This window comes from Stenotrophomonas sp. CASM114 (genome assembly GCF_049384325.1).
In the GTDB taxonomy this organism is placed as follows: domain Bacteria; phylum Pseudomonadota; class Gammaproteobacteria; order Xanthomonadales; family Xanthomonadaceae; genus Stenotrophomonas; species Stenotrophomonas muris.
This window is the reverse complement of record NZ_JBMRGJ010000019.1, coordinates 34254-52957: the sequence shown is the minus strand read 5'-3', so window position 1 is coordinate 52957 and position 18704 is coordinate 34254. Positions and strand designations below refer to the sequence as shown.

The following is an 18704-nucleotide window of genomic DNA, read 5'->3' as shown; positions in this document are numbered from 1 at the left end:
GGAAGGCATGGCCGCTAGGCCCGCTGGGCGGGCCAGGCTGCACCGTGGACACACACCGGCATGGCCGGTGGAAGGGACAGCAGGGTTCTAGCCGACCAAGAGTAACTTAGACCGCGTAACGTTTTGTTAATCCTGGCTGGCTGCCGCCAGCGCAAGGCCCTGGACCACGCCCAGCGAGGGCTCGCCGTGGACCATGCGGGCGCCCGGGAAGGCGGCCGCCACCGCCTGGCGCAGGTAGCCGGCGCGGGACATGCCACCGGTCAGGAACACGGCATCCGGGTCGCCGCCGATGTCGCTGCGGACCTGGGCCAGCAGCTCGCGGATCTGCTCCAGGTAGCCATGGGCGGCGGCGGCCAGGCCGTCGGCGCTGCTGTCGGCATGCAGGTCGCGGGCGATGTAGTCCAGCGTGCTGCGGTGCTCGCTGGCAGCGCTGAGGGCGATCTTGGCGCGTTCGACGTCACGGTACAGGCGGGCGGTGTTGCCGGTGTCCTGCAGGGCCTGCAGGCGGTCGCCCCAGGGCGCGTCGACATGGTCGTACTTGTGCAGGCGGAATTCGCGCTGGCGGGTCATGTCCTGCACGGTGGCCGCTTCCACGTAGTGGTGGGCCGGCACGCGGGTGATGCCGCGGCCGAACAGCGGCATGTAGCTGGACAGGCTCAGCGCCAGGTCGATGTCGGTACCGCCGCGGGCGATACCCCAGGCGCGGTGGATGCGCGGGGCGTCGTCGCCGCCGACTTCGGCATGGGCGATGTCGGTGGTGCCGCCGCCGATATCGACGATCACCGCCTGGTGCCGCTCGCGGCTTTCGGCGTGGTAATGCATGGCCGCCGCGGCTGGCTCCTCGAGGAAATCAACCTGGTCGAAGCCGGCCTGGGTGGCCGCTTCACGCAGGATGTCCAGCGCCTGGTCGTTGCCGGCTGCGCCGATCGAACTGCGGAACTGCACCGGGCGCCCGAGCAGGGCGGCGCGCAGCGGCCGGCCGAGCTGGGCACTGGCGGTCAGGCGGATGTGTTCGAGGATGTGCGCGGCGATGCCGGTGATGGTCTGCTTCGCGCGCGGGTGCAGGTTGTAGCCGAGCATCGACTTCGGGCTCTGCACCAGGTTGCCTTCGTGTTCCTCGAAATAGGCTTCCAGCGCTTCGTCGCCGTAGACCGCGTTCTGCAGCAGGTCGTTGGCGCTGCGTTCCTTGCCGGCGCGGGCTTCCATCCATTCCCGGCGCAGCGCGCGCAGGGCTTCGCGGCGCAGCGCCTGCGGCGTGCGTTCCTGGCCGGCGGCGCGCGCCGCGCGCGCGGCGCTGTCGATCATCTGCTGCAGCTGGTGTTCCTGGCCGTCGTCGAGCTGGAAGTCGTCCGGGTCGGGCACCACGCCGGGGAAGTACACGCTGGTGCGGAACTGCTCGGCGTCGCCGAAGCGGATCGGCAGCAGTGTTCCCTCATGCACGATGGCGGCGGCGGAGTTGCTGGTACCGAAGTCGATGCCGAGGCGCATGGGGAGTTCCGGGGGCGATCAGGGGCCGCGCACTCTGCTGCAGTTCGCCGCCGACTGCAAGTTCCTGCGGCCTCCCATTCCGTATCGGCAGGCCGGATCGGGTCAAGCCGGGGGCCGGGCGCCGCCCGGAAAAGGGCAGGCGAGCCGGGCGGTTACAATGGCGGCTGTTGATTCACTTTGAGGTACTTGCTGATGTCTTCTGTCCCCGCCTGCCCGCAGTGCACCCTGGAAAACACCTATGCCGATGGCGCGCTGTGGATCTGCGCCGACTGCGGCTTCGAATGGACCGCCGAGGAAAGTGCCGGTTCGACCCTGGTCGTGCGTGACAGCAACGGCAATACCCTGCAGGCCGGTGACACCGTCACCGTGATCAAGGACCTGAAGGTGAAGGGTTCCTCGATCCCGCTCAAGCAGGGCACCGTGATCCGCAACATCCGCCTGGTCGAGGACGATGCCGAGCACATCGAAGGCAACTCGGAGAAGATCAAGGGCCTGGTCCTGAAGACCTGCTTCCTCAAGAAGGCCTGACCGGCCTTCAGCGCCTGGCCTGCTGCTGTGCGCGCCAGCGGGCCAGGCTGTCCAGCTTGGCCTGGTAGCGCGCCTGCTGCGGGGCACCGCCCAGCGCCTGCGCGCGCAGCAGTTCACGATCGGCGCGCTTGAGCTGGCCGGCCAGGAAATAGGCCCGCGCCAGCCCGAAGTGGAACTGGTGTGCGGTGTCGTACAGGCGCACGGCCTGCCGGTAATAGCGGATCGCCTGATCCAGTCGGCCGGCGCGTTCGGCCTCGGCGCCGAGCATGTACTGCGCGAACGGATCCTCGCGCTGCACCGACTGCAGGCGCTGCTCCAGCGCCTGCGCCTGCATGATCATGCCCAGCTTCCGGTACAGCGCGCTGGCGTTGGTCAGTGCAGCGTCCTGGCGGCCGTCCAGTCGCAGCGCCGTTTCCAATGCCCGGCGCGCGGCGGCGGTATCGCCCGTACGGTTTTCCAGCACGCCCAGGTTGTTCCAGGTGGCGGCGAAGCTGTTGTCCTGTGCCAGCGCGGCATTGAAGAAGGTGCGTGCACCCACCAGATCGCCGCTGGCCATGCGTTCGGCGCCGCGGTTGTTGTAGAAGTGTGCCAATGCCCGTGCCTGGCTGATCGGCAGCGGCCCGCGGCGGTCGTACAGCACGTTGCGATCCAGATCGACGGTGGCGAAGCGACCGGCGAAGCCGACCCCGGCATTGACGTGGCCGACGCTGTAGACCAGGCCCTGGGCCTGGTCCTGGTACCACGACACGACCTGGCCGACTTCCTGCACGCGTGCCTGGATGCCGGCTTCGCGTGCCAGCGCGACGAACATCAGGGTAAAGGCCAGGCAGTTGGCGCGCCGCTGCTGCCAGATCTCGCTCACGGTGAAGGTCGCATCGGCGTCGTACTGCAGGTCCAGGCCGTGGCGGTCGAAGATCATCTCCACCAGCGCCTGCAGGCGCTGCTCGCGGGAGTAACCGTGATTGATCACCTGCGTGCGCAGCATGTCGCGCATCGCCGGTGGAATCGCGAACACCTGCTGCGGCGTCGGCATCGCCGGAGTGGTGGTGCTGGCAACGGCCAGCGGCGCGGCCGTTCCCGGATGATCCTGTGCGATCGCGGACGGTGCTGCCAATGCGGCCAGTGCGAGCAGAACGAATCGGGCGGCAGGACGGTACATGACGGCTCCCGGCAGCGGCGGGCGCTCCCGCCTGAGGCGAGTGTAGACCTGTGCGCGCACCGCTGCAGCGACCGTTGGTCGGTCCGCACGTTCATCCACAACCGGTGTGGACCAGCGCTCGGGAAAGCTGTGGACAACCGCGTTGCGGCCTAGTGCGAAGGGCGTTGTGAGGACGTGGTGAAAAAAGCGACAGCTTGCCCGTCAACCGCGCAGGCGGGATGATCCGGGCATGGACTTTTCCCCGCTGACGCTCGCTCCGGCGCAGTGGCAGGCGCTGCAGGACAGCTATGCAACGCCACCACGCGCCTACCATCACTTCGGCCACGTGCGCGCGGTGCTGCAGCACTGCCAGGAGGTTGCCGACGGCCCCGGCTGGCAGCAGCCGGCCGAGGTCTACCTGGCCGTGCTCTACCACGATGCGATCTACGTGGCGGGGCGAAAGGACAACGAAGCACGTTCGGCGCAGATGGCCCTGCAGGCGATCACGCAGGCGCCGGAACTCGCCGCTGTCGATGCCGCCCGGGTCGAGCAGCTGATCCTGCTGACCGCCCGCCATGGCGCGCTCGGCCCGGACGATGTCGATGCCGAGGCCGCGCTGTTCCTGGACTGCGACATGGCGATCCTGGCCGCGCCGGAACCGGTGTTCACCGCCTATGACCGGGGCGTGGCCGAAGAGTACAAGGGCGTGGTGCCGGGCTTCCTGTATCGCGCTGGCCGCCGCCGTTTCCTGCAGGGCCTGCTGCGCGCACCGCGCATCTTCCTCAGCGAGTTCTTCCACCAGCGCCTCGACGCGGCCGCGCGCGACAACCTGCGGCGGCAGCTGGGTCGCTGAGCCAGCCCGCTACACTGGGGCCCGTTTCCACCGATTGCCGCTTCCAACCGTGTCCGTCCCTGATCCCGATCCCCGTCCGCTGCCGCCGGAAGAGCCCGGTCCCAACGAATGCTGTGGCAGCGGTTGCCCGCTGTGCGTGCTGGACCTGTATGCCGACGAGCTGCAGCGCTATCGCAAGGCGTTGGCCGAATGGCAGGCGCGGCACCCGGAGGCCTCCGCATGAGCCGCGCGCGTCCGGCGGCGCTGCTGGCGCTGGCAGCCCTGGTTCTGTTCCTGGTTACCGCGCTGTGGACCCAGTTCGCACGCACCGACCTGGACTGGGTGCGGGCCACGCTCAGCCTCTACCTGCACGGGCCGTGGGGGCTGGCGTTGCGTGCGGCGTACTGCCTGCTGGCACTGGCGATCACCCTGCTCGGCATCGCCCTTTATCGCGGCAGCATCGGCCCGCGGCGCAGCGCGGCGGCGCCGCTGCTGTTCACGGTCTCGGCGCTGGGCCTGGCCACGGTCGCCATCGGTGACAGCTGGCTGCCCGAAGCAACCCCGCTGCTGGCACCGTTCATCCACGGGTTGGCGGCCAACACCGCGTTCCTGTGTGCCAGCGTCGGCATGCTGCTGCAGGCCTGGTACCTGCGCCGCGAACCGGGCTGGCAATCCGCCGCCGGCCTGCTCTGGGGCTGGGCCTGGCTGGCTTTCGTGCTGTTGTGGCTGCACGTGCTGTGGCGTGGCGGGCCGCCGCGCGGGCTGGGGCAGAAAGTGGTGATCGTGGTGATCGTGGGCTGGCTGCTGTATCTGGCGCTGGCGCTGTATCGGCGCAGTCGTCGCGCCGCAGCCTGCTGAAACCCCAACGGCCTGCACCGGTACGTGCCGTGCACGTGGAGGCAGCGTATCGTGTGCGCATTCCATCGGGGCTGCGATATGAAGCGTGCAGGGCTGGGCAGGGTAATGGGCGTGGTGCTGGCGCTGGCCGCACTGCCGGCAACCGCGGCAGCGACCGTGCAGCAGTTCAGCCACGGGCGGTTCGAACAGATTCCGGTGCATATGCCGGCCGGTACCCCGCAGCGGGTGGTGATCTGGTTCCACGAACCGACTCCCGGTGGCGATACCAGCCGTCTGCCGATCGAGGCCCTGCGTGCCGACGGTGCGATGGTCGCCGCCGTGGACATCGCGCACCTGCGCGGCGTGCTCAAGCGCGAAGGCAACCCGACCTGTTCGTTCGGTTCCGGCGATGTCGAGAATTTCTCGCGCTGGCTGCAGGCCTCGCTGCATCTGCCCGGGTACCACCTGCCGCTGGTCGGCGGCGATGGCGAAGGCGCTGAAATGGCCTACTCGCTGGCCGCGCAGGCCGACACCCAGGTGTTCGCCGGCCTGCTCACCACCGGCTTCTGCCCGGACCACAACCACGAGCGCATGGTCTGCGGCGATGGCGTGAAGCGCAACACGCTGCAACCCGCCGAGCTGAACTTCCCGTGGTTGAGTGCAGCCGGTGATCACGGCTGCAAGGCGGGCGAGGCCAGCGGGTTCGTGCAGCAGGTGGCGATGGCGCGCGAGTTCAAGCGCACGGCGCGTGGTGATGCCTCACCGGGCCTGGTGGCTGCAGCGCGGGTGATGGGTGCGCAGGCAGGCGTCAGCCTGGCACCGCCGCCGGCCGCGCTGAAGGGCCTGCCGGTGGTGGAAGTACCGTCGACCGGCAACGGCGACACGCTGGCCGTGTTCGTCTCCGGTGATGGTGGCTGGGCCGGCCTGGACAAGGACGTGGCGTCGTCGCTCAACGAGCACGGCGTGGCCGTGGTCGGCATCGACTCGCTGCGCTACTTCTGGAGCGAGCGCACGCCGAAGGGCTTCGCTGCTGACCTGCAGAAGATCATCGATCACTATCGCCAGCAGTGGCACCGCGACAAGGTGATGCTGATCGGTTTCTCGCAGGGTGCCGACGTGCTGCCGGCGACCATCAACCAGCTCGATGCCGATACCCGTGCAGCGCTGGATCGCATCGTGCTGCTGTCGGTAGGCAAGAAGGCCGACTTCGAGTTCCACGTCAGCAACTGGCTCGGCGGCGGCGGCGACGGCCTGCCGATCGCGCCGGAAGTGGCCAGACTGCCGGCGGAGAAAACGCTGTGCGTGTACGGCGACAAGGATGAGGACACACTGTGCCCGGACCTGCCGGCCAATGACGGTGTGAAGAAGGTGAAGCTGCCGGGTGACCACCATTTCGGTGGTGACTATGATCGGCTGGCCGAGGTGATCCTCAAGGGCGGTATGTAGCGCTTGGTAGACGCCGACCTTGGTCGGCGCTGGGGCTGAGGGCGCCTTGGGGATGAGCGTGTCGACCAAGGTCGACACCTACCGGGCGACAGGTGGCGCCGGGTATGCCTGGTGATACGGGGCTTCAGTTGCGCCGCGGGTCCAGCGAGATCAGGCGCGTGGCGTCCAGCAGTGCGGCCGGCAGGTGCATGCCACCCGGCGCAGCGAGATAGCGTGGCCGCCACTGCGGGTCGAACTTCGACTTGAAGCGGCGCAGGCCACTGAAGCCGTAGAAGCGTTCGCCATGCCGCGCCAGCAGGCCGGCCAGGCGGTTCCAGCGGCCGGCCAGGCGATGCTGTGCCAGCCCGGACAGTGGCGCCATGCCCAGCGAGAAGCGTGCATAGCCCTGCGCGCGGCCCCACAGGAACAGTTCGATGAAGAGGAAGTCCATCGTCCCCTTCGGCGCCTCGTTGACGTGGCGCATCAGGTCCACCGACAGCTCGGCACCGGCCGGCGCCTGCCACAGGTTGGCGAACGCCACGATCTGGCCTTCGGCCTCGACCAGTGCCACCGGGAACCGCACCAGGTAATCCGGGTCGTAGCTGCCCAGCGAAAAGCCCTTTTCGTCGCCGGCCTTGTCTTCCAGCCACGCGTTGGAGATCGCGTGCAGGCGCGGCAGCAGGCTGGGAATTTCCTCCACCGGTGCCACACGGAAGGACAGGCCGCCGCGCTTGCCCCGGTTCCAGGCCTGGCGCAGGTCCGCACGTTCGCGGCCTTCCAGGCCGAAATCGTGCAGCGGCACCATCGCTTCTTCGCCCAGCTTGACCAGGCCCAGGCCCAGGTCGAGGTAGGTCTGCCAGTAGGACTCGCCGACCTGGTAGAACACCGGGCGCAGGCCGAGCCGGTCGGCTTCCTCGCGGAAGCGCCAGATCAATGCGCGGGCGACCTCCGGCGGGCCGACGGGATCGCCCATCGCGATCAGCGAACCGCCGTAGCGTTGCATCATCACGAAGCCCTGTTTCGCCTCGTCGCGCAGCACCGCCTTGTCAGCGGTCAGTACCAGGCAGGCCTGGGTATCGGTGGCACCGGCCAGTACCGGCGCCAGTGATTGCAGCGTGGCCTCGTCGGCGGCTGGCAGCGGGCTGCGCGTGCTGTGCAGCAGCCGCGCCAGGCCGAACATCACCAGCGCGATCGCCACGACCAGCAACGCGCGCAGCGCGCGTGGTGCGTTGCCGGATATCGCAAACTGCCACCACAGCTCGTTCTGGTACTCGACATGGCTGTAGGTGAAGAACAGCAGCCAGGTGACCGCGACCAGCACCAGGCCGAGGTTGCGCAGCCATGGCCATGACCAGGCTTCGTCCAGCAGCGCGCCCTGGCGGTAGAACTCGCGACGTGCGGCCCACAGTGCCATCGCCACCAGCACTGCCGAGACGGCGATCAACAGTTGGCCACCCCGCAGCCACAGCGGCAGCGGGGTGATCACGCACACCGCCATCGCCAGCACCCAGGCGGCGTGGCTGCGCCGGGCCAGGCCCTGGCCGATCAGCAGCAGTGCGACGCCGCTGAGGCTGCCGATCAGGTGCGAGGTCTCCAGGATCGGCAGCGAGGCATTGACCAGGTGACGGCGTGGCGTCGGCAGCGTGCCGTCGATGACCAGTGCGGCGCCGATGCTGAACACCGCCAGCGCGATGATCTGCGGCAGCCACGGGCGCAGCGCGTTCCAGCCCGCACGGGTTGCCCCGGCGCTGGCCTGCAGCGGTTGGCGCAGGGCGGGCGCGAGCGCGAGCAGGGTGGCCAGCACCAGCGGCAGCACGTAGTAAGTGACGCGGTAGATCAGCGCCGCTGCCAGCACCGCCGCCGGTGCCACCTGCGGCAACAGCTTCAGCAGGCTCCACTCGAACACGCCAAGGCCGGCGGGCACGGTCGAGACCAGGCCGGCCAGCACGGCCACCAGGTACAGGCCGACGAAGCCGGGCAGTCCGGTCGGCGTGGAGTCCGGCAGCAGCACGTAGAACGCGGCACTGGCCAGCACCAGTTCGATCACGCTCAGCACGGTGACGCCGATCATGGTACGGCGGTCGGGCAGCCACAACGCATGGCCGAACACGCTGAACTGCCGTCCATCGCGGCCGACCAGCAGCACGGTGCCGAGATACGCGAGCAGGGCGACGATGCCGACGATGCGCACGGCATCGGGATTCAATGGCAATGCCAACGCTGCCGCTGCAGGTTCCATGCACAGTGCCACGCTGATCAGCAGCCATGCCCCGAACACGAAGCCGAGCGTGCTCATCAGCACCACCTGGCCGATCTGCGCCAGGTCCAGGCCGGCGCTGCGGTAGCCACGCAGGCGTACCGCGCCGCCGGTCAACGCGGCAAAGCCCACGGTCTGGCCCAGCGTGTGCGCAAGGAACGCGGTGATGCCGACTCGCGCAGGGTGCACGCGGATGCCGCTGCGACGCAGGCCGATGGCATCGAAGCCGATCAGGCAGGCGTAACTGGCCAGGCCGAGTACCACGGTGAGCGCGATCTGCATGCCACTGAGCTGGCGGAACGCCTGGCGGATGGCCCGGTAGCCGTGCTCGTCGAACTCGTTGGCCAGGCCGTGCAGGGCCAGGGCGAGGATCAGCAGCGGGATGACGATGGTGGCAACCCGCTTCCAGGCTGGCGTGGAAGGGGCAGTGGTGGAATCGACGGGGACGGTCATCGGCGCAAGGGTGCGGCAGGAGGGGCGAGGGCGGTGTCAACGCGGGCGTGGCGCATCGTGCGCCTGTCATCGTCATTTGACCAGTGGGACCGTCGGAGCCCGGTAGTGACGTGTCGCGGAAGGTGCCCGTGCACCCACCGTCGACCGGATTGGAGGACAATGCAGGCCTGATCACCCGCAGGAGCCACGCCCATGATGGAGCGTTACGACGTCGGACCGCGCATGTCCGAAATGACCGTGTACAACAAGGTCGCCTACCTCTCCGGCCAGATTCCGGAAGACACGAGCCAGGACATCACCGGGCAGACCCGGCAGGTGCTGGCGGAGATCGACAAGCTGCTGGCACTGGTCGCCAGTGATCGCCAGCACGTGCTGCGCGCGGAAGTGTTCCTGGCCGATATCGCCGACTTCGACGGCATGAACAAGGCGTGGGACGAGTGGGTGGTCGAGGGCGCGACCCCGGCCCGCGCAACCTTCGAAGCCAAGCTGGCCCACGCCGAGTGGAAGGTCGAGATCGTGGTGACAGCGGCCGTGCCGTAACTGCGGGATGGGGTCGGATCCCTTTCCCGCGGAAAGGGATCCGACCCCTGTTACAGGGGCAGCAACTCGATGCAGTCCACCGGGCACGGCGGAATGCACAGTTCGCAACCGGTGCACAGATCGGCGATGACCGTGTGCATGTACTTGGCGCCGCCGACGATGGCGTCCACCGGGCAGGCCTGGATGCACTTGGTGCAGCCGATGCAGTCGGCTTCCACGATCAGCGCCACCTGCGGCACCTTGTGTTCGCCACGCGAACGATCAAACGGAATGGCAGGCACGCCCATTACCTGCGCCAGCGCGCGCGCGCCGGCATCGCCGCCCGGCGGGCAGCGGTCCACGCCCACCTCGCCGCGCGCCATCGCCTGCGCATACGGGCGGCAGCCGTCGTAGCCGCACTGCCCGCATTGGGTCTGCGGCAGCAGGCGGTCGAGGCGTTCGGTCAGGGGCGGGATCAGGCTCATGCGTGGCGAAGGCTGCGCGTCGGGGTTACTTCAGGGGTTTGCCACGGAACCAGCGCTCGTGGGCCAGCGCCAGCATCGGCTTGTCTTCGGAACTGTCACCGTAGGCGTGGATGCGCACGTAGCGGGACAGATCGAACTGGCGACGGATGTGCTCGACCTTGCGCGGGCCGCAGTCGCCACCGGCATAGCGACCGGTCAGGCGGCCGTCCTGGCTTTCCAGCCGGTTGCAGATCAGCTGAAGGCCCAGCTGCTCGCACCATGGCCGCAGGTACAGGTCCAGCGAGCCGGACACGATCACCACGGTATGCTGCTGTTCCCTGTGCCAGCGGATCTGCTCCAGCATTTCCGGGCGCACCACCTCGGGCAGGAACTCACGCGAGAAGCCTGCGGCCAGCGTGGCGATGTCATCGCTGTGGCGGTTGCTGAAGGTCAGGCGGGTGACGCGTGCACGGATGCGTTCGGCCGAGATCAGTTTCAGCTTGTATGCGGCCAGCCACGGGCCGACCTTCCACCACGCCTGCGCCAGCTGTTCGGCGGTGGCCACGCGGCGCAGGAAACGGCCATAGGTATCGCAGGTGGTCACGGTGTGGTCGAAGTCGAACAGCGCCAGTTCCATTCCATTGCTTCCCATCGCGTTGCCTCCGCTGGCCGATGCTGCCGGCAGGCGCGGCGGTGGCCGCGCCCGCTGCAGGCATCAGCGGACCGGCATGCCCGGCTGCGCGCCGCTGTCGGCGTCCAGCAGCGCCAGCGCGCCGCCGTCGAAACCGGCCGACAGGATCATGCCTTCGCTCAGGCCGAAGCGCATCTTGCGCGGCGCCAGGTTGGCGATGAACACCACGCTGCGACCGACCAGGGCTTCCGGCTCGCCGTAGCTGCCACGGATGCCGGAGAAGATCTGGCGCTTGCCCAGTTCGCCGGCATCCAGTTCGAAGCGCAGCAGCTTGTCCGAACCTTCCACGAACTCGCACACCAGCACCTTGCCGATGCGCAGGTCGAGCTTGGCGAAATCGTCGATGCCGATATAGGCCGGAGCATCGGCGCTCTTCGCGTCGTCCTTGGCCGGGGCCGGTGTGGCCGGCTTGGCGGCGTCGGTCCTGGCGGCGGGGGCGGCAGCGGCGGCCGGCTGCAGGGTGTCCTTGGAGGCGTCGATCATGGCGTCAATCTTCTTCGGGTCGATACGGGTGAACAGCGGGGTGTAGTCGGTGATGCGGTGGCCCAGCAGCGGCTGTGCCAGTTCGGTCCAGTCATTGACCGGCGCGGCCAGGAAGGCCTCGGCCTGCGCGGCGGTGGCCGGCAGCACCGGCTTCAGTGCGGTGACCAGCACGCGGAACAGGTTCAGGCCCTGGCTGCACACGGCCTGCAGCTGCACGTCGGCGCCTTCCTGCTTGGCGATGACCCACGGCTTGACGTCGTCGATGTAGCGGTTGGCTTCGTCGGCCAAGGTCATGGTCAGGCGGATCGCCGCAGCCGGGTCGTTGCGCTCGTAGGCTTCACGGATCGGCGCCAGGCCGTCGACGAAGCGCTGGTACTGCACCGCGTCGGGCAGCTGCGCGGCCAGCTGGCCGTCGAAGCGCTTGCTGATGAAGCCGGCGCAGCGGCTGGCCAGGTTGACGAACTTGCCGACCAGGTCGGCGTTGACGCGGGCGATGAAATCACCCAGGTTCAGGTCAAGATCGTCGACGCCACCGCCGGACTTGGCGGCGTAGTAGTAGCGCAGCGCTTCCGGCTCCAGGCCGGCATCGAGGAAGGTACGCGCCATCACGAAGGTGCCGCGCGACTTGCTCATCTTGGCACCGTCCACGGTCAGGTAGCCGTTGACGTGCAGGCGGGTCGGCGCGCGGTGGCCGGTACCGTGCAGCACCGCCGGCCAGAACAGGCCGTGGAAGTTGACGATGTCCTTGCCGATGAAGTGGTGCAGTTCGGTGGCGGTGCCGGCGCGCAGGTGCGCTTCGAAGTCTTCGCCGAGCTTGCCGCACAGGGTCTGGAAGCTGGACAGGTAGCCGATCGGCGCATCCAGCCAGACATAGAAGTACTTGCCCGGCTGGCCGGGAATCTGGAAACCGAAGTACGGCGCATCGCGCGAGATGTCCCACGCGCGCAGGCCACCTTCGGCGTTGAGCCACTCACCCAGCTTGGCCTTCACGCCCGGCAGGGCGACATCGCCGGCCAGCCATTCGCGCAGGAATGCATCGAAGTGGCCCACCTCGAAGAAGAAGTGCTCCGAATCGCGCATTTCCGGCGTGGCGCCGGAGATGACCGAACGCGGCTCCTTCAGGTCGGTCGGTGCATAGGTCGCGCCGCAGACTTCGCAGTTGTCGCCGTACTGGTCGGGGCTGCCGCAGTTCGGGCAGATGCCCTTGACGTAGCGGTCGGGCAGGAACATGCCCTTGGCCGGGTCGTAGAACTGGGCGACCGAACGGCGGCTGATGTGGCCGGCCGCTTCCAGCTTCAGGTAGAACTGCTCGGTCAGTGCCTTGTTGGCCGCCGAGTTGGTCGAGTCGTAGTGGTCGAAGGCCACGCCGAAGGCGGCGAAGTCACGTTCGTGGCTGGCCTGGATGTTGGCGATGAAGGTTTCCGGGGTGACCCCGGCCTTTTCCGCGGCCAGCATGATCGGCGTGCCGTGGGTGTCGTCGGCGCAGACGAACCAGGCCTTGCCGCCGCTCATTCGCCGCGCACGCACCCAGATGTCGGCCTGGATGTAGCCGACCAGGTGGCCCAGGTGCAGCGGGCCGTTGGCGTAGGGCAGGGCGGTGGTGACGAGCGCGGTACGGGTCATGGTCGCGGGGTGAAGCCGAGGGGAACCGCAGAGTATCGCATGCCCGCAACGACGTGACCCGGCCGGGGCCGGGTCACGGGGTGAAGCGGGGGCCGGGGCGCTTATTCGCGCTGCCAGGTCTGCGCGCGGCAGATGAAGGCGATGCAGCCGGACACGTCCAGCCTGGTGCCACCCGGCTGCAGCTCCATCTTCGACTTGTAGGTCTTGCCGTTGGCCGGGTCGAGGATGGTGCCGCCGGACCACTTGTTGGCGCCATCGGCCTTCAGGTTCCAGAGGATGGTCATGCCCTTCACCGGCTTGTTCCTGTTGGCGCCTTCACAGCCATCGCAGACCGGGTTCGGGCCCTTGTCCGAGTGCAGGATGTCGACCACCTTGCCGGTCAGGGTGCCGTTGGCGGCTTGGCTGATCTCGACGATCGACTTCACCTTGCCGGTCTTGTCGTCGATGGTCTTCCAGCGGCCGGCGGCGCCGTCGGCGGCCTGGGCCGACAGGGCGGCCAGGCACAGCGGCAGTGCCAGCAGCAGGGTCTTGAAGGTGTTGCGCATGGTCCCCTCCCAGGGTTCATTCCGGCACGGTGCCGGCATGGGTCGACTGTATACCCATTCGGCGGGGTATGGGGAAGGGGGGCTTTGCAGGGCTGCGCCCTGCACCTGCAGAGGCAGCCGCAACAGCCGGAGCAACAGCAAAAGCGGACTTGCTGAGGGATGGCGGGGCACTGTGGGTTTGCGGGGCCGCCGTAAACCCGTCCCTGGGGGTTTGGTCGCCGCATCCATGCGGCTCACACCCCGCAAACCCACAATGCCCCGCCTTCGACAGTTTCCGGCGATCTGCCGGTGCTGGTGCGGTTGGTGGGTGTCGACCTTGGTCGACACAGATCCATGCCATGCGTGGATGACGTTTCCGGTGGCGGCGATAGGGTCAGATCCCTTTTCCGACGGAAAAGGGATCTGACCCCCGGGGACGTCAACCGGCTTCGTACAGCTCCAGTGGCAGGTCGTCGGGGTCGGCGAAGAAGGTGAAGCGGCGTCCGGTGTACTCGTCCACGCGGATCGGTTCGCAGGCGACACCATGCGCGGCCAGGCGCTGGATGAAGGGTTCCAGTGCAGTCACCCGGAACGCGAGGTGGCGCAGGCCCTGGGCTTCCGGGCGGCTGGGACGGGGCGGCGGCGAGGGGAAGGAGAACAGTTCCAGCTGGCCGCCGTCGGGCAGGGCCAGGTCCAGCTTCCAGGAATCGCGCGCGGCGCGGTGGTTCTCGGCCAGCACGCGCAGGCCGAGGATGCGCACGTAGAAGTCTTTTGAACGTGCGTAGTCGCTGCAGATCAGTGCGGCGTGGTGGATGCCCAGCAGGGCACCGGAATCGGCGGTCATTGCAGGGTGTCCAGCCAGCGCTGGGCGATCTTCAGCGCCAGCGGATAGGGTTCGGGGTCGTTGCGGTTGGTCAGAACGATCACGGTCAGGTGTTTTTCCGGGTGGCGCACGATCACGTTGCGGAAGCCGATGCTCTCGCCGCTGTGCCATTGCACGGGGCCATTCAGCCGCCAGCCGAACCCGTAGTGCGGTACATCCGGTTCGGGCGTCGATGTGGCGGGGCTGAACATCGCGCGGCGCGAGGCCTTCGACAGCAGGCGGTCGTCGTACAGCGCCGCATCCCAGCGGGCCAGGTCGTCCAGCGAGGAATAGATGCCGCCATCGCCGAGCACGGCGCTGGTGGTGCTCTGGTCGGTGCGCCGCCAACGGCCATCGATCCAGCTGTAGCCATAGGCGCGTGCGGCGATGGTATCGATGCCGTCCTGATGGGCCACGGTGTGGGCCATGCCCAGCGGGCGGAAGATGCGCTGTTGCAGGAAGGCTGCGAAATCCTGGCCGGAGGCGCGGCCGACGATCAGTGCCAGCAGCGCATAGCCGCTGTTGCTGTAGTGGTACTGCGTGCCGGGCGCGAAGTTCAGCCGGTCCTGGCGCGACAGCAGGGTCAGCACATCGGCGTCATGCACCTGCCGAGCATCAGCCGGGTCCATCAGGTCTTCGTAGTCGGGCAGGCCACCGGTATGCGAGAGCAGCTGGCGGATGGTGATGGCGGCCGCAGCCGGGGGCAGTTCGGGCAGCCATTGCCGGGCAGGTTGGTCCAGCCCGAGCCGGCCATCTTCCACCAGCAGCAACACCGCCGCAGCAGTGAACTGCTTGCTGACCGAGGCCAGCCGGAAGTTGCTGGCCGCGGTGACCGCCGTGCCGTCCTCCACCACCGCCAGGCCATAGCCGCGCCGGAATACCGGTTTGCCGTCATGCAGCACCAGTACGGCGGCGCCGGGCACCTGGCCGTCGTAGGCCTGCATCAGGCCGTCGATGCCCGCATCCGGTGGGGCCAGCACCGGTGCGGCGACGGTGGCCAGCGGCAGCAGGCCCAGCACGGCGGCGAACAGGGCGACGGCAGGACGCATGGCGGCTCCGGAAGGCTCAGGGTGACGGGGCGGGCGTGGCGCTGGCCGGCTGGGCCATCCAGCGTTCCATCTTGCGGTCCAGCACGTCCAGCGGCATCGAGCCGTCCTTCAGCAGTTCGGCGTGGAAGCGGCGCAGGTCGAAGGCGGCGCCCTGGCGCGCCCTGGCCTTGTCGCGCAGGGCGACAATGGTGGTCAGGCCGGCCACGTTCGACAGTGCCTGGCCAGGCTGGGCCATGACCCGCTCGACTTCGGCGTTGGCATCGTCGCTGCTCATGTCCACGGTCTTCTGCAGGTAGGTGACAGCCTGCTGCTTGCTCCAGCCCTGGGCATTCACGCCGGTATCGGCCACCACGCGGGCGGCGCGCAGCAGGCGCGAGTACAGGTAGCCGATGCGGTCGTAGGGATCGGTGTAGATGCCCAGGTCCTCGCCCAGCGTTTCGGCGTACAGGCCCCAGCCTTCGACGAAGGCGAGATCGCCACCGAGGCGGCGGAAGCGCGGCAGCTTGGCCAGCTCCTGTTGCAGGCCCAGCTGCACGTGGTGGCCGGGGATCGCTTCATGCAGGTACTGCACCGGCACGTTCCAGCGCTTGCGGCCGGGCAGGTCGCGGGTGTTCACGTACAGCACCGCGGATTGCCCGGGCAGTGCCGGCTGGTAGGCAGCGGCAGCGGCGGTGAGCGCACGCTCCGGTTCCACCGCGCGTACGTCCAGCGGCGCCTTCGGCAAGGTATCCAGCACCTGCGGCAGGCGTGCGTTGACCTGCTGCTGCACCTGGCGGTAACGGTTGATCAGCGCATTGGCATCGCCGTACTGGAACTGGCGGTCGTTGCGCATGCTGCGCAGCAGCTTGGTGGGGGTGCCGCGCAGCTTGGCATCCTTCATCACCGTGGCGATCTGCGCCTGCAGTTCCTGCACGCGTTGTTCGCCCAGCGCGTGCAGCTGCGCGGCGGTCTGGTCGCTGGCGGTGGTCTGCACGATCAGGCTGGCGTACCAGGCCTGGCCATCGGGCAGTGCGCCCAGGCCGCTGCTGGCGCGCGTGGCCGGCAGGTATTCGGTGGCGATGAAGCCGCGCAGGGCGCGATAGGCCGGCATGATGCGCAGTTCGATCATGCGCTTGTACTCGGCGCTGATGCGCGCCTTGTCCTCGGCCGGGATGGTGTTCGGCATGGTGCGGATCGGCGACCAGAAGATGCTCTCTTCGGCGGTCGGCTTGATCACCGCATCCAGTTGCGGCAGCACTTTTTCCATCAGGTCGCGCGGCTGTACCACGCCGGCCTTCATGCCTTGGCGCATGTTGTCGATGGCCTGGTCGAACAGTTCGGGAATGCCCAGCGAACGGCGCGACCAGGTATCGTAGTCCTGCACGGTGTTGAATGGCTGCGCGCCGGCACCGGCACCGAGGATCGCCATGATGCTGCCAATGTTGTAGTACTGGCTGATCGGCATCATCCAGCTCGGGTAGCGCTCGGCGGCCAGCGAGGCGCGTGCGTCGCGCACGAAGATCTCGTAGCTGAGCAGGTCCTGGCCCTGCAGGCCATCACTGCCGAGCTTCTCGACCTTGCCCAGCCATTGCGTGGTGAAGTCGTGCGACTGCTGGCGCCAGGCGGCGGACAGGATGTTGGGCAGCTGGTCGTTGTAGCGGGATTCGCCCTGGAAGGTGGCCTGCAGCGGGTTCAACCGCATCGAGGCATCCCAGTACTCGTCGTACAGGCGCTCCAGCTGTACCTGCTTGGGTACGGCACGGGCCGGCGCGACCGGACGCGGCGCGGCGCGGCGTGCCGAGCTGCCACGCGCCGGTGCGGTGGCGCGGGCGGGCCTGGCCTTGGGCTTGGCAGCCTGGCGGGTCTGCGCGGCGGCAGGGCGGCTGGCCTTCTTTTTCGCTGCTTCGGCCGACGGCACGGCACTGAACAGGAACAACGCGGCGATGGCGGCGGCCAGGGCGCGGGTGGGATGCGGCATCAGGAGCTTCCGTGGAACACAGACCGTGGAGCTTGCACGATCCGGCCGCGTACGGCCAGCGTGAAGGCGCAGTCAGCTTGCCGCCGCTGGGGCTTCAGTCAGCCGCCGCCGCCGCGCGCAGCGCAGCGGCCCTGTCTGCGCCCAGATAGCGGGTGATCGCACGCCGCATCAGGTACAGCAGCGGAATCAGGGCAATTGCAAAGCCCATCTTGTAGATGTAGTTGACGCTGCTGACGGCCAGGAACAGCGAGGTCGGCCAGTGCTGCGGGCCGAGCACGAAGGCGATCCAGATCACCACGAAGCTGTCCACCACCTGCGAGATCGCGGTGGACCCGGTCGCACGCAGCCACACGTGGCGCTCGCCGGTGGCCTGGCGGATGCGATGGAACACCGTCACGTCGATCAGCTGGCCGAGCAGGAAGGCCACCAGTGAACCGGCGATGGTCCACATGCCCTGGCCGAACACCGCTGCGAATGCGGCCTGGTAGTCCGGCACGCCGTGCCCGTCCATGGAGGTGATCCACCAGCTGGCCGGCGCCAGCGAGATCGCCGCGAAGGCGAACAGGAAGCCATAGGCGATCAGGACCACGGCCAGCCACGAGATGAAGCGCACGCCGCGCTTGCCGAAGAACTCGTTGATGGTGTCGGTCATGATGAACACCACCGGCCATAGCAGGGTGCCGGCGGTGAAGCTGAGCGAACCGGTCTGGCCGAACAGGTTCCAGTTCAGCGGATCGATGCCGAGGGTGTCTTCCAGCGCGAAGATCTTCACTCCGATCAGTTCGGCCAGCACCGCATTGCCGCAGAAGAACGCAGCCAGCACGATGAACAGCAGGACCGCGCGGTCCTGCAACGGGCGTTCGATCGGCGCCGCGGTCATTCGCTGCGATCGCCGGGGCGATCGCCGGCGCGCGTGAACGGAACGCTGGACGGCGCGACGGCGCCGCCGGAAATGATGAAGCTCATGGCCTGGTCGACGGTCCAGTCGGTCGGGGTCAGCAGTTCCACCGGCACGATTTCCAGGTAACCCGAAGTCGGGTTCGGCGTGGTTGGCACGTACACCGCGGCCAGTTCACGGTCGGTGCCGTGTTCCTTGATCACGCGGGTGACCAGCCCGACCGACTTCATGTCGCGGTGCGGGAAGTCGATCAGCACCACGCGCTGGGTGCTGCCCGGTTCGGTCTGCAGCATGTCCAGCAGCTTCTTGGCGCTGTCGTAGATGATGCTGGCCAGCGGAATGCGCTTGATGACCGCGCCGACCCAGCGCAGCAGGCGCTGGCCCAGCACGCGGCGGCTGGCCACGCCCACCGCCAGGATCACCAGCAGGGTGGCCAGCAGGGCGATGGTGTTCTGGATCCACTCGGCCCGGACCCAGCCGAGGTAGTGCGGAAAGCTTGTCGCGATCTGCTCGGAAAGTGGCACCACCAACGGGCTGGAAATGCCCGACAGCAGCACGAACACGAACTTGACCACGACCCAGGTCAGCCAGATCGGCAGCAGGGTCAGCAGGCCGGTCAGGAACAGGCGCTGCAGGGAGGGGCGGGGGACCAGGGCGGGGGCTTCGAGCGACATGT

18 protein-coding genes are annotated in these 18704 nt (G+C 68.2%); 6 read left to right on the top strand and 12 right to left on the bottom strand.

The window, feature by feature from the left end; translation table 11 throughout:
• Positions 1 to 126: 126 nt before the first annotated feature.
• A complete protein-coding gene (locus tag VG566_RS16140) occupies positions 127 to 1488 on the bottom strand; it encodes an Hsp70 family protein (RefSeq protein WP_049407984.1) in 1362 nt (453 codons plus the stop codon).
• A gap of 192 nt (positions 1489 to 1680) precedes the next feature.
• On the opposite strand from VG566_RS16140, the gene VG566_RS16135 reads away from it, so the two are divergent.
• A complete protein-coding gene (locus VG566_RS16135; RefSeq protein ID WP_049407986.1) occupies positions 1681 to 2016 on the top strand; it encodes a zinc ribbon domain-containing protein YjdM in 336 nt (111 codons plus the stop codon).
• A 7-nt stretch (positions 2017 to 2023) separates the two neighbouring features.
• On the opposite strand, the gene VG566_RS16130 is transcribed toward VG566_RS16135, so the two are convergent.
• A complete protein-coding gene (locus tag VG566_RS16130) occupies positions 2024 to 3175 on the bottom strand; it encodes a tetratricopeptide repeat protein (protein WP_134966276.1) in 1152 nt (383 codons plus the stop codon).
• 229 nt (positions 3176 to 3404) lie between these two features.
• On the opposite strand from VG566_RS16130, the gene VG566_RS16125 reads away from it, so the two are divergent.
• The 4 genes from VG566_RS16125 to VG566_RS16110 all read left to right on the top strand — a co-directional run bounded on the left by VG566_RS16125 (position 3405) and on the right by VG566_RS16110 (position 6269).
• Positions 3405 to 4007: a hypothetical protein gene (locus VG566_RS16125; protein ID WP_014647966.1), complete on the top strand. Its 603-nt coding sequence runs from the start codon at positions 3405 to 3407 to the stop codon at positions 4005 to 4007.
• 49 nt (positions 4008 to 4056) lie between these two features.
• The gene (locus VG566_RS16120; protein WP_032958663.1) at positions 4057 to 4230 is read left to right on the top strand and encodes an oxidoreductase-like domain-containing protein; all 174 of its coding nucleotides are present in this window, start codon (positions 4057 to 4059) and stop codon (positions 4228 to 4230) included.
• On the top strand, positions 4227 to 4844 hold the full coding sequence (locus tag VG566_RS16115) for a DUF998 domain-containing protein (protein ID WP_014647965.1): 618 nt from the start codon (positions 4227 to 4229) through the stop codon (positions 4842 to 4844). The genes VG566_RS16120 and VG566_RS16115 overlap by 4 nt, the downstream gene beginning before the upstream one ends.
• 78 nt (positions 4845 to 4922) lie before the next feature.
• The gene (locus tag VG566_RS16110; protein WP_241884319.1) at positions 4923 to 6269 is read left to right on the top strand and encodes an AcvB/VirJ family lysyl-phosphatidylglycerol hydrolase; all 1347 of its coding nucleotides are present in this window, start codon (positions 4923 to 4925) and stop codon (positions 6267 to 6269) included.
• 124 nt (positions 6270 to 6393) lie between these two features.
• Here the strand turns inward: VG566_RS16110 and mprF are convergent, their stop codons facing one another.
• Positions 6394 to 8958, bottom strand: coding sequence for a bifunctional lysylphosphatidylglycerol flippase/synthetase MprF (gene mprF / locus VG566_RS16105; protein WP_014647963.1), 2565 nt, complete (start codon positions 8956 to 8958; stop codon positions 6394 to 6396).
• A 192-nt stretch (positions 8959 to 9150) separates the two neighbouring features.
• On the opposite strand from mprF, the gene VG566_RS16100 reads away from it, so the two are divergent.
• Positions 9151 to 9498, top strand: coding sequence for a RidA family protein (locus tag VG566_RS16100; protein WP_005418155.1), 348 nt, complete (start codon positions 9151 to 9153; stop codon positions 9496 to 9498).
• Positions 9499 to 9548: 50 nt separating this feature from the next.
• Here VG566_RS16100 and rnfB read toward each other — a convergent pair whose 3' ends face one another.
• The 9 genes from rnfB to VG566_RS16055 all read right to left on the bottom strand — a co-directional run bounded on the left by rnfB (position 9549) and on the right by VG566_RS16055 (position 18702).
• Complete coding sequence (rnfB, locus tag VG566_RS16095) at positions 9549 to 9962, bottom strand: Rnf electron transport complex subunit RnfB (protein ID WP_164110719.1); 414 nt, start codon at positions 9960 to 9962, stop codon at positions 9549 to 9551.
• Between the two features lie 25 nt (positions 9963 to 9987).
• Positions 9988 to 10578: an HAD family hydrolase gene (locus VG566_RS16090; RefSeq protein WP_032958670.1), complete on the bottom strand. Its 591-nt coding sequence runs from the start codon at positions 10576 to 10578 to the stop codon at positions 9988 to 9990.
• A 78-nt stretch (positions 10579 to 10656) separates the two neighbouring features.
• A complete protein-coding gene (gene metG, locus VG566_RS16085) occupies positions 10657 to 12738 on the bottom strand; it encodes a methionine--tRNA ligase (protein ID WP_241884320.1) in 2082 nt (693 codons plus the stop codon).
• Positions 12739 to 12839: 101 nt separating this feature from the next.
• Complete coding sequence (locus VG566_RS16080; RefSeq protein WP_032958676.1) at positions 12840 to 13283, bottom strand: DUF2147 domain-containing protein; 444 nt, start codon at positions 13281 to 13283, stop codon at positions 12840 to 12842.
• A gap of 418 nt (positions 13284 to 13701) precedes the next feature.
• Positions 13702 to 14106 (bottom strand): VOC family protein, encoded by a 405-nt coding sequence (locus tag VG566_RS16075; protein WP_100450437.1) that lies wholly within the window; start codon positions 14104 to 14106, stop codon positions 13702 to 13704.
• Entirely contained in the window at positions 14103 to 15173 is a 1071-nt protein-coding gene (locus VG566_RS16070; RefSeq protein WP_046431895.1) for a serine hydrolase domain-containing protein, read from the bottom strand. Before VG566_RS16070 ends, VG566_RS16075 begins: the two co-directional genes overlap by 4 nt.
• Before the next feature lie 16 nt (positions 15174 to 15189).
• On the bottom strand, positions 15190 to 17130 hold the full coding sequence (locus tag VG566_RS16065; protein WP_049442350.1) for a DUF885 domain-containing protein: 1941 nt from the start codon (positions 17128 to 17130) through the stop codon (positions 15190 to 15192).
• Between the two features lie 94 nt (positions 17131 to 17224).
• On the bottom strand, positions 17225 to 18010 hold the full coding sequence (locus VG566_RS16060) for a queuosine precursor transporter (protein WP_134967184.1): 786 nt from the start codon (positions 18008 to 18010) through the stop codon (positions 17225 to 17227).
• Positions 18007 to 18702, bottom strand: coding sequence for a DUF502 domain-containing protein (locus tag VG566_RS16055; RefSeq protein WP_049404662.1), 696 nt, complete (start codon positions 18700 to 18702; stop codon positions 18007 to 18009). Before VG566_RS16055 ends, VG566_RS16060 begins: the two co-directional genes overlap by 4 nt.
• Between the last annotated feature and the right edge of the window lie 2 nt (positions 18703 to 18704).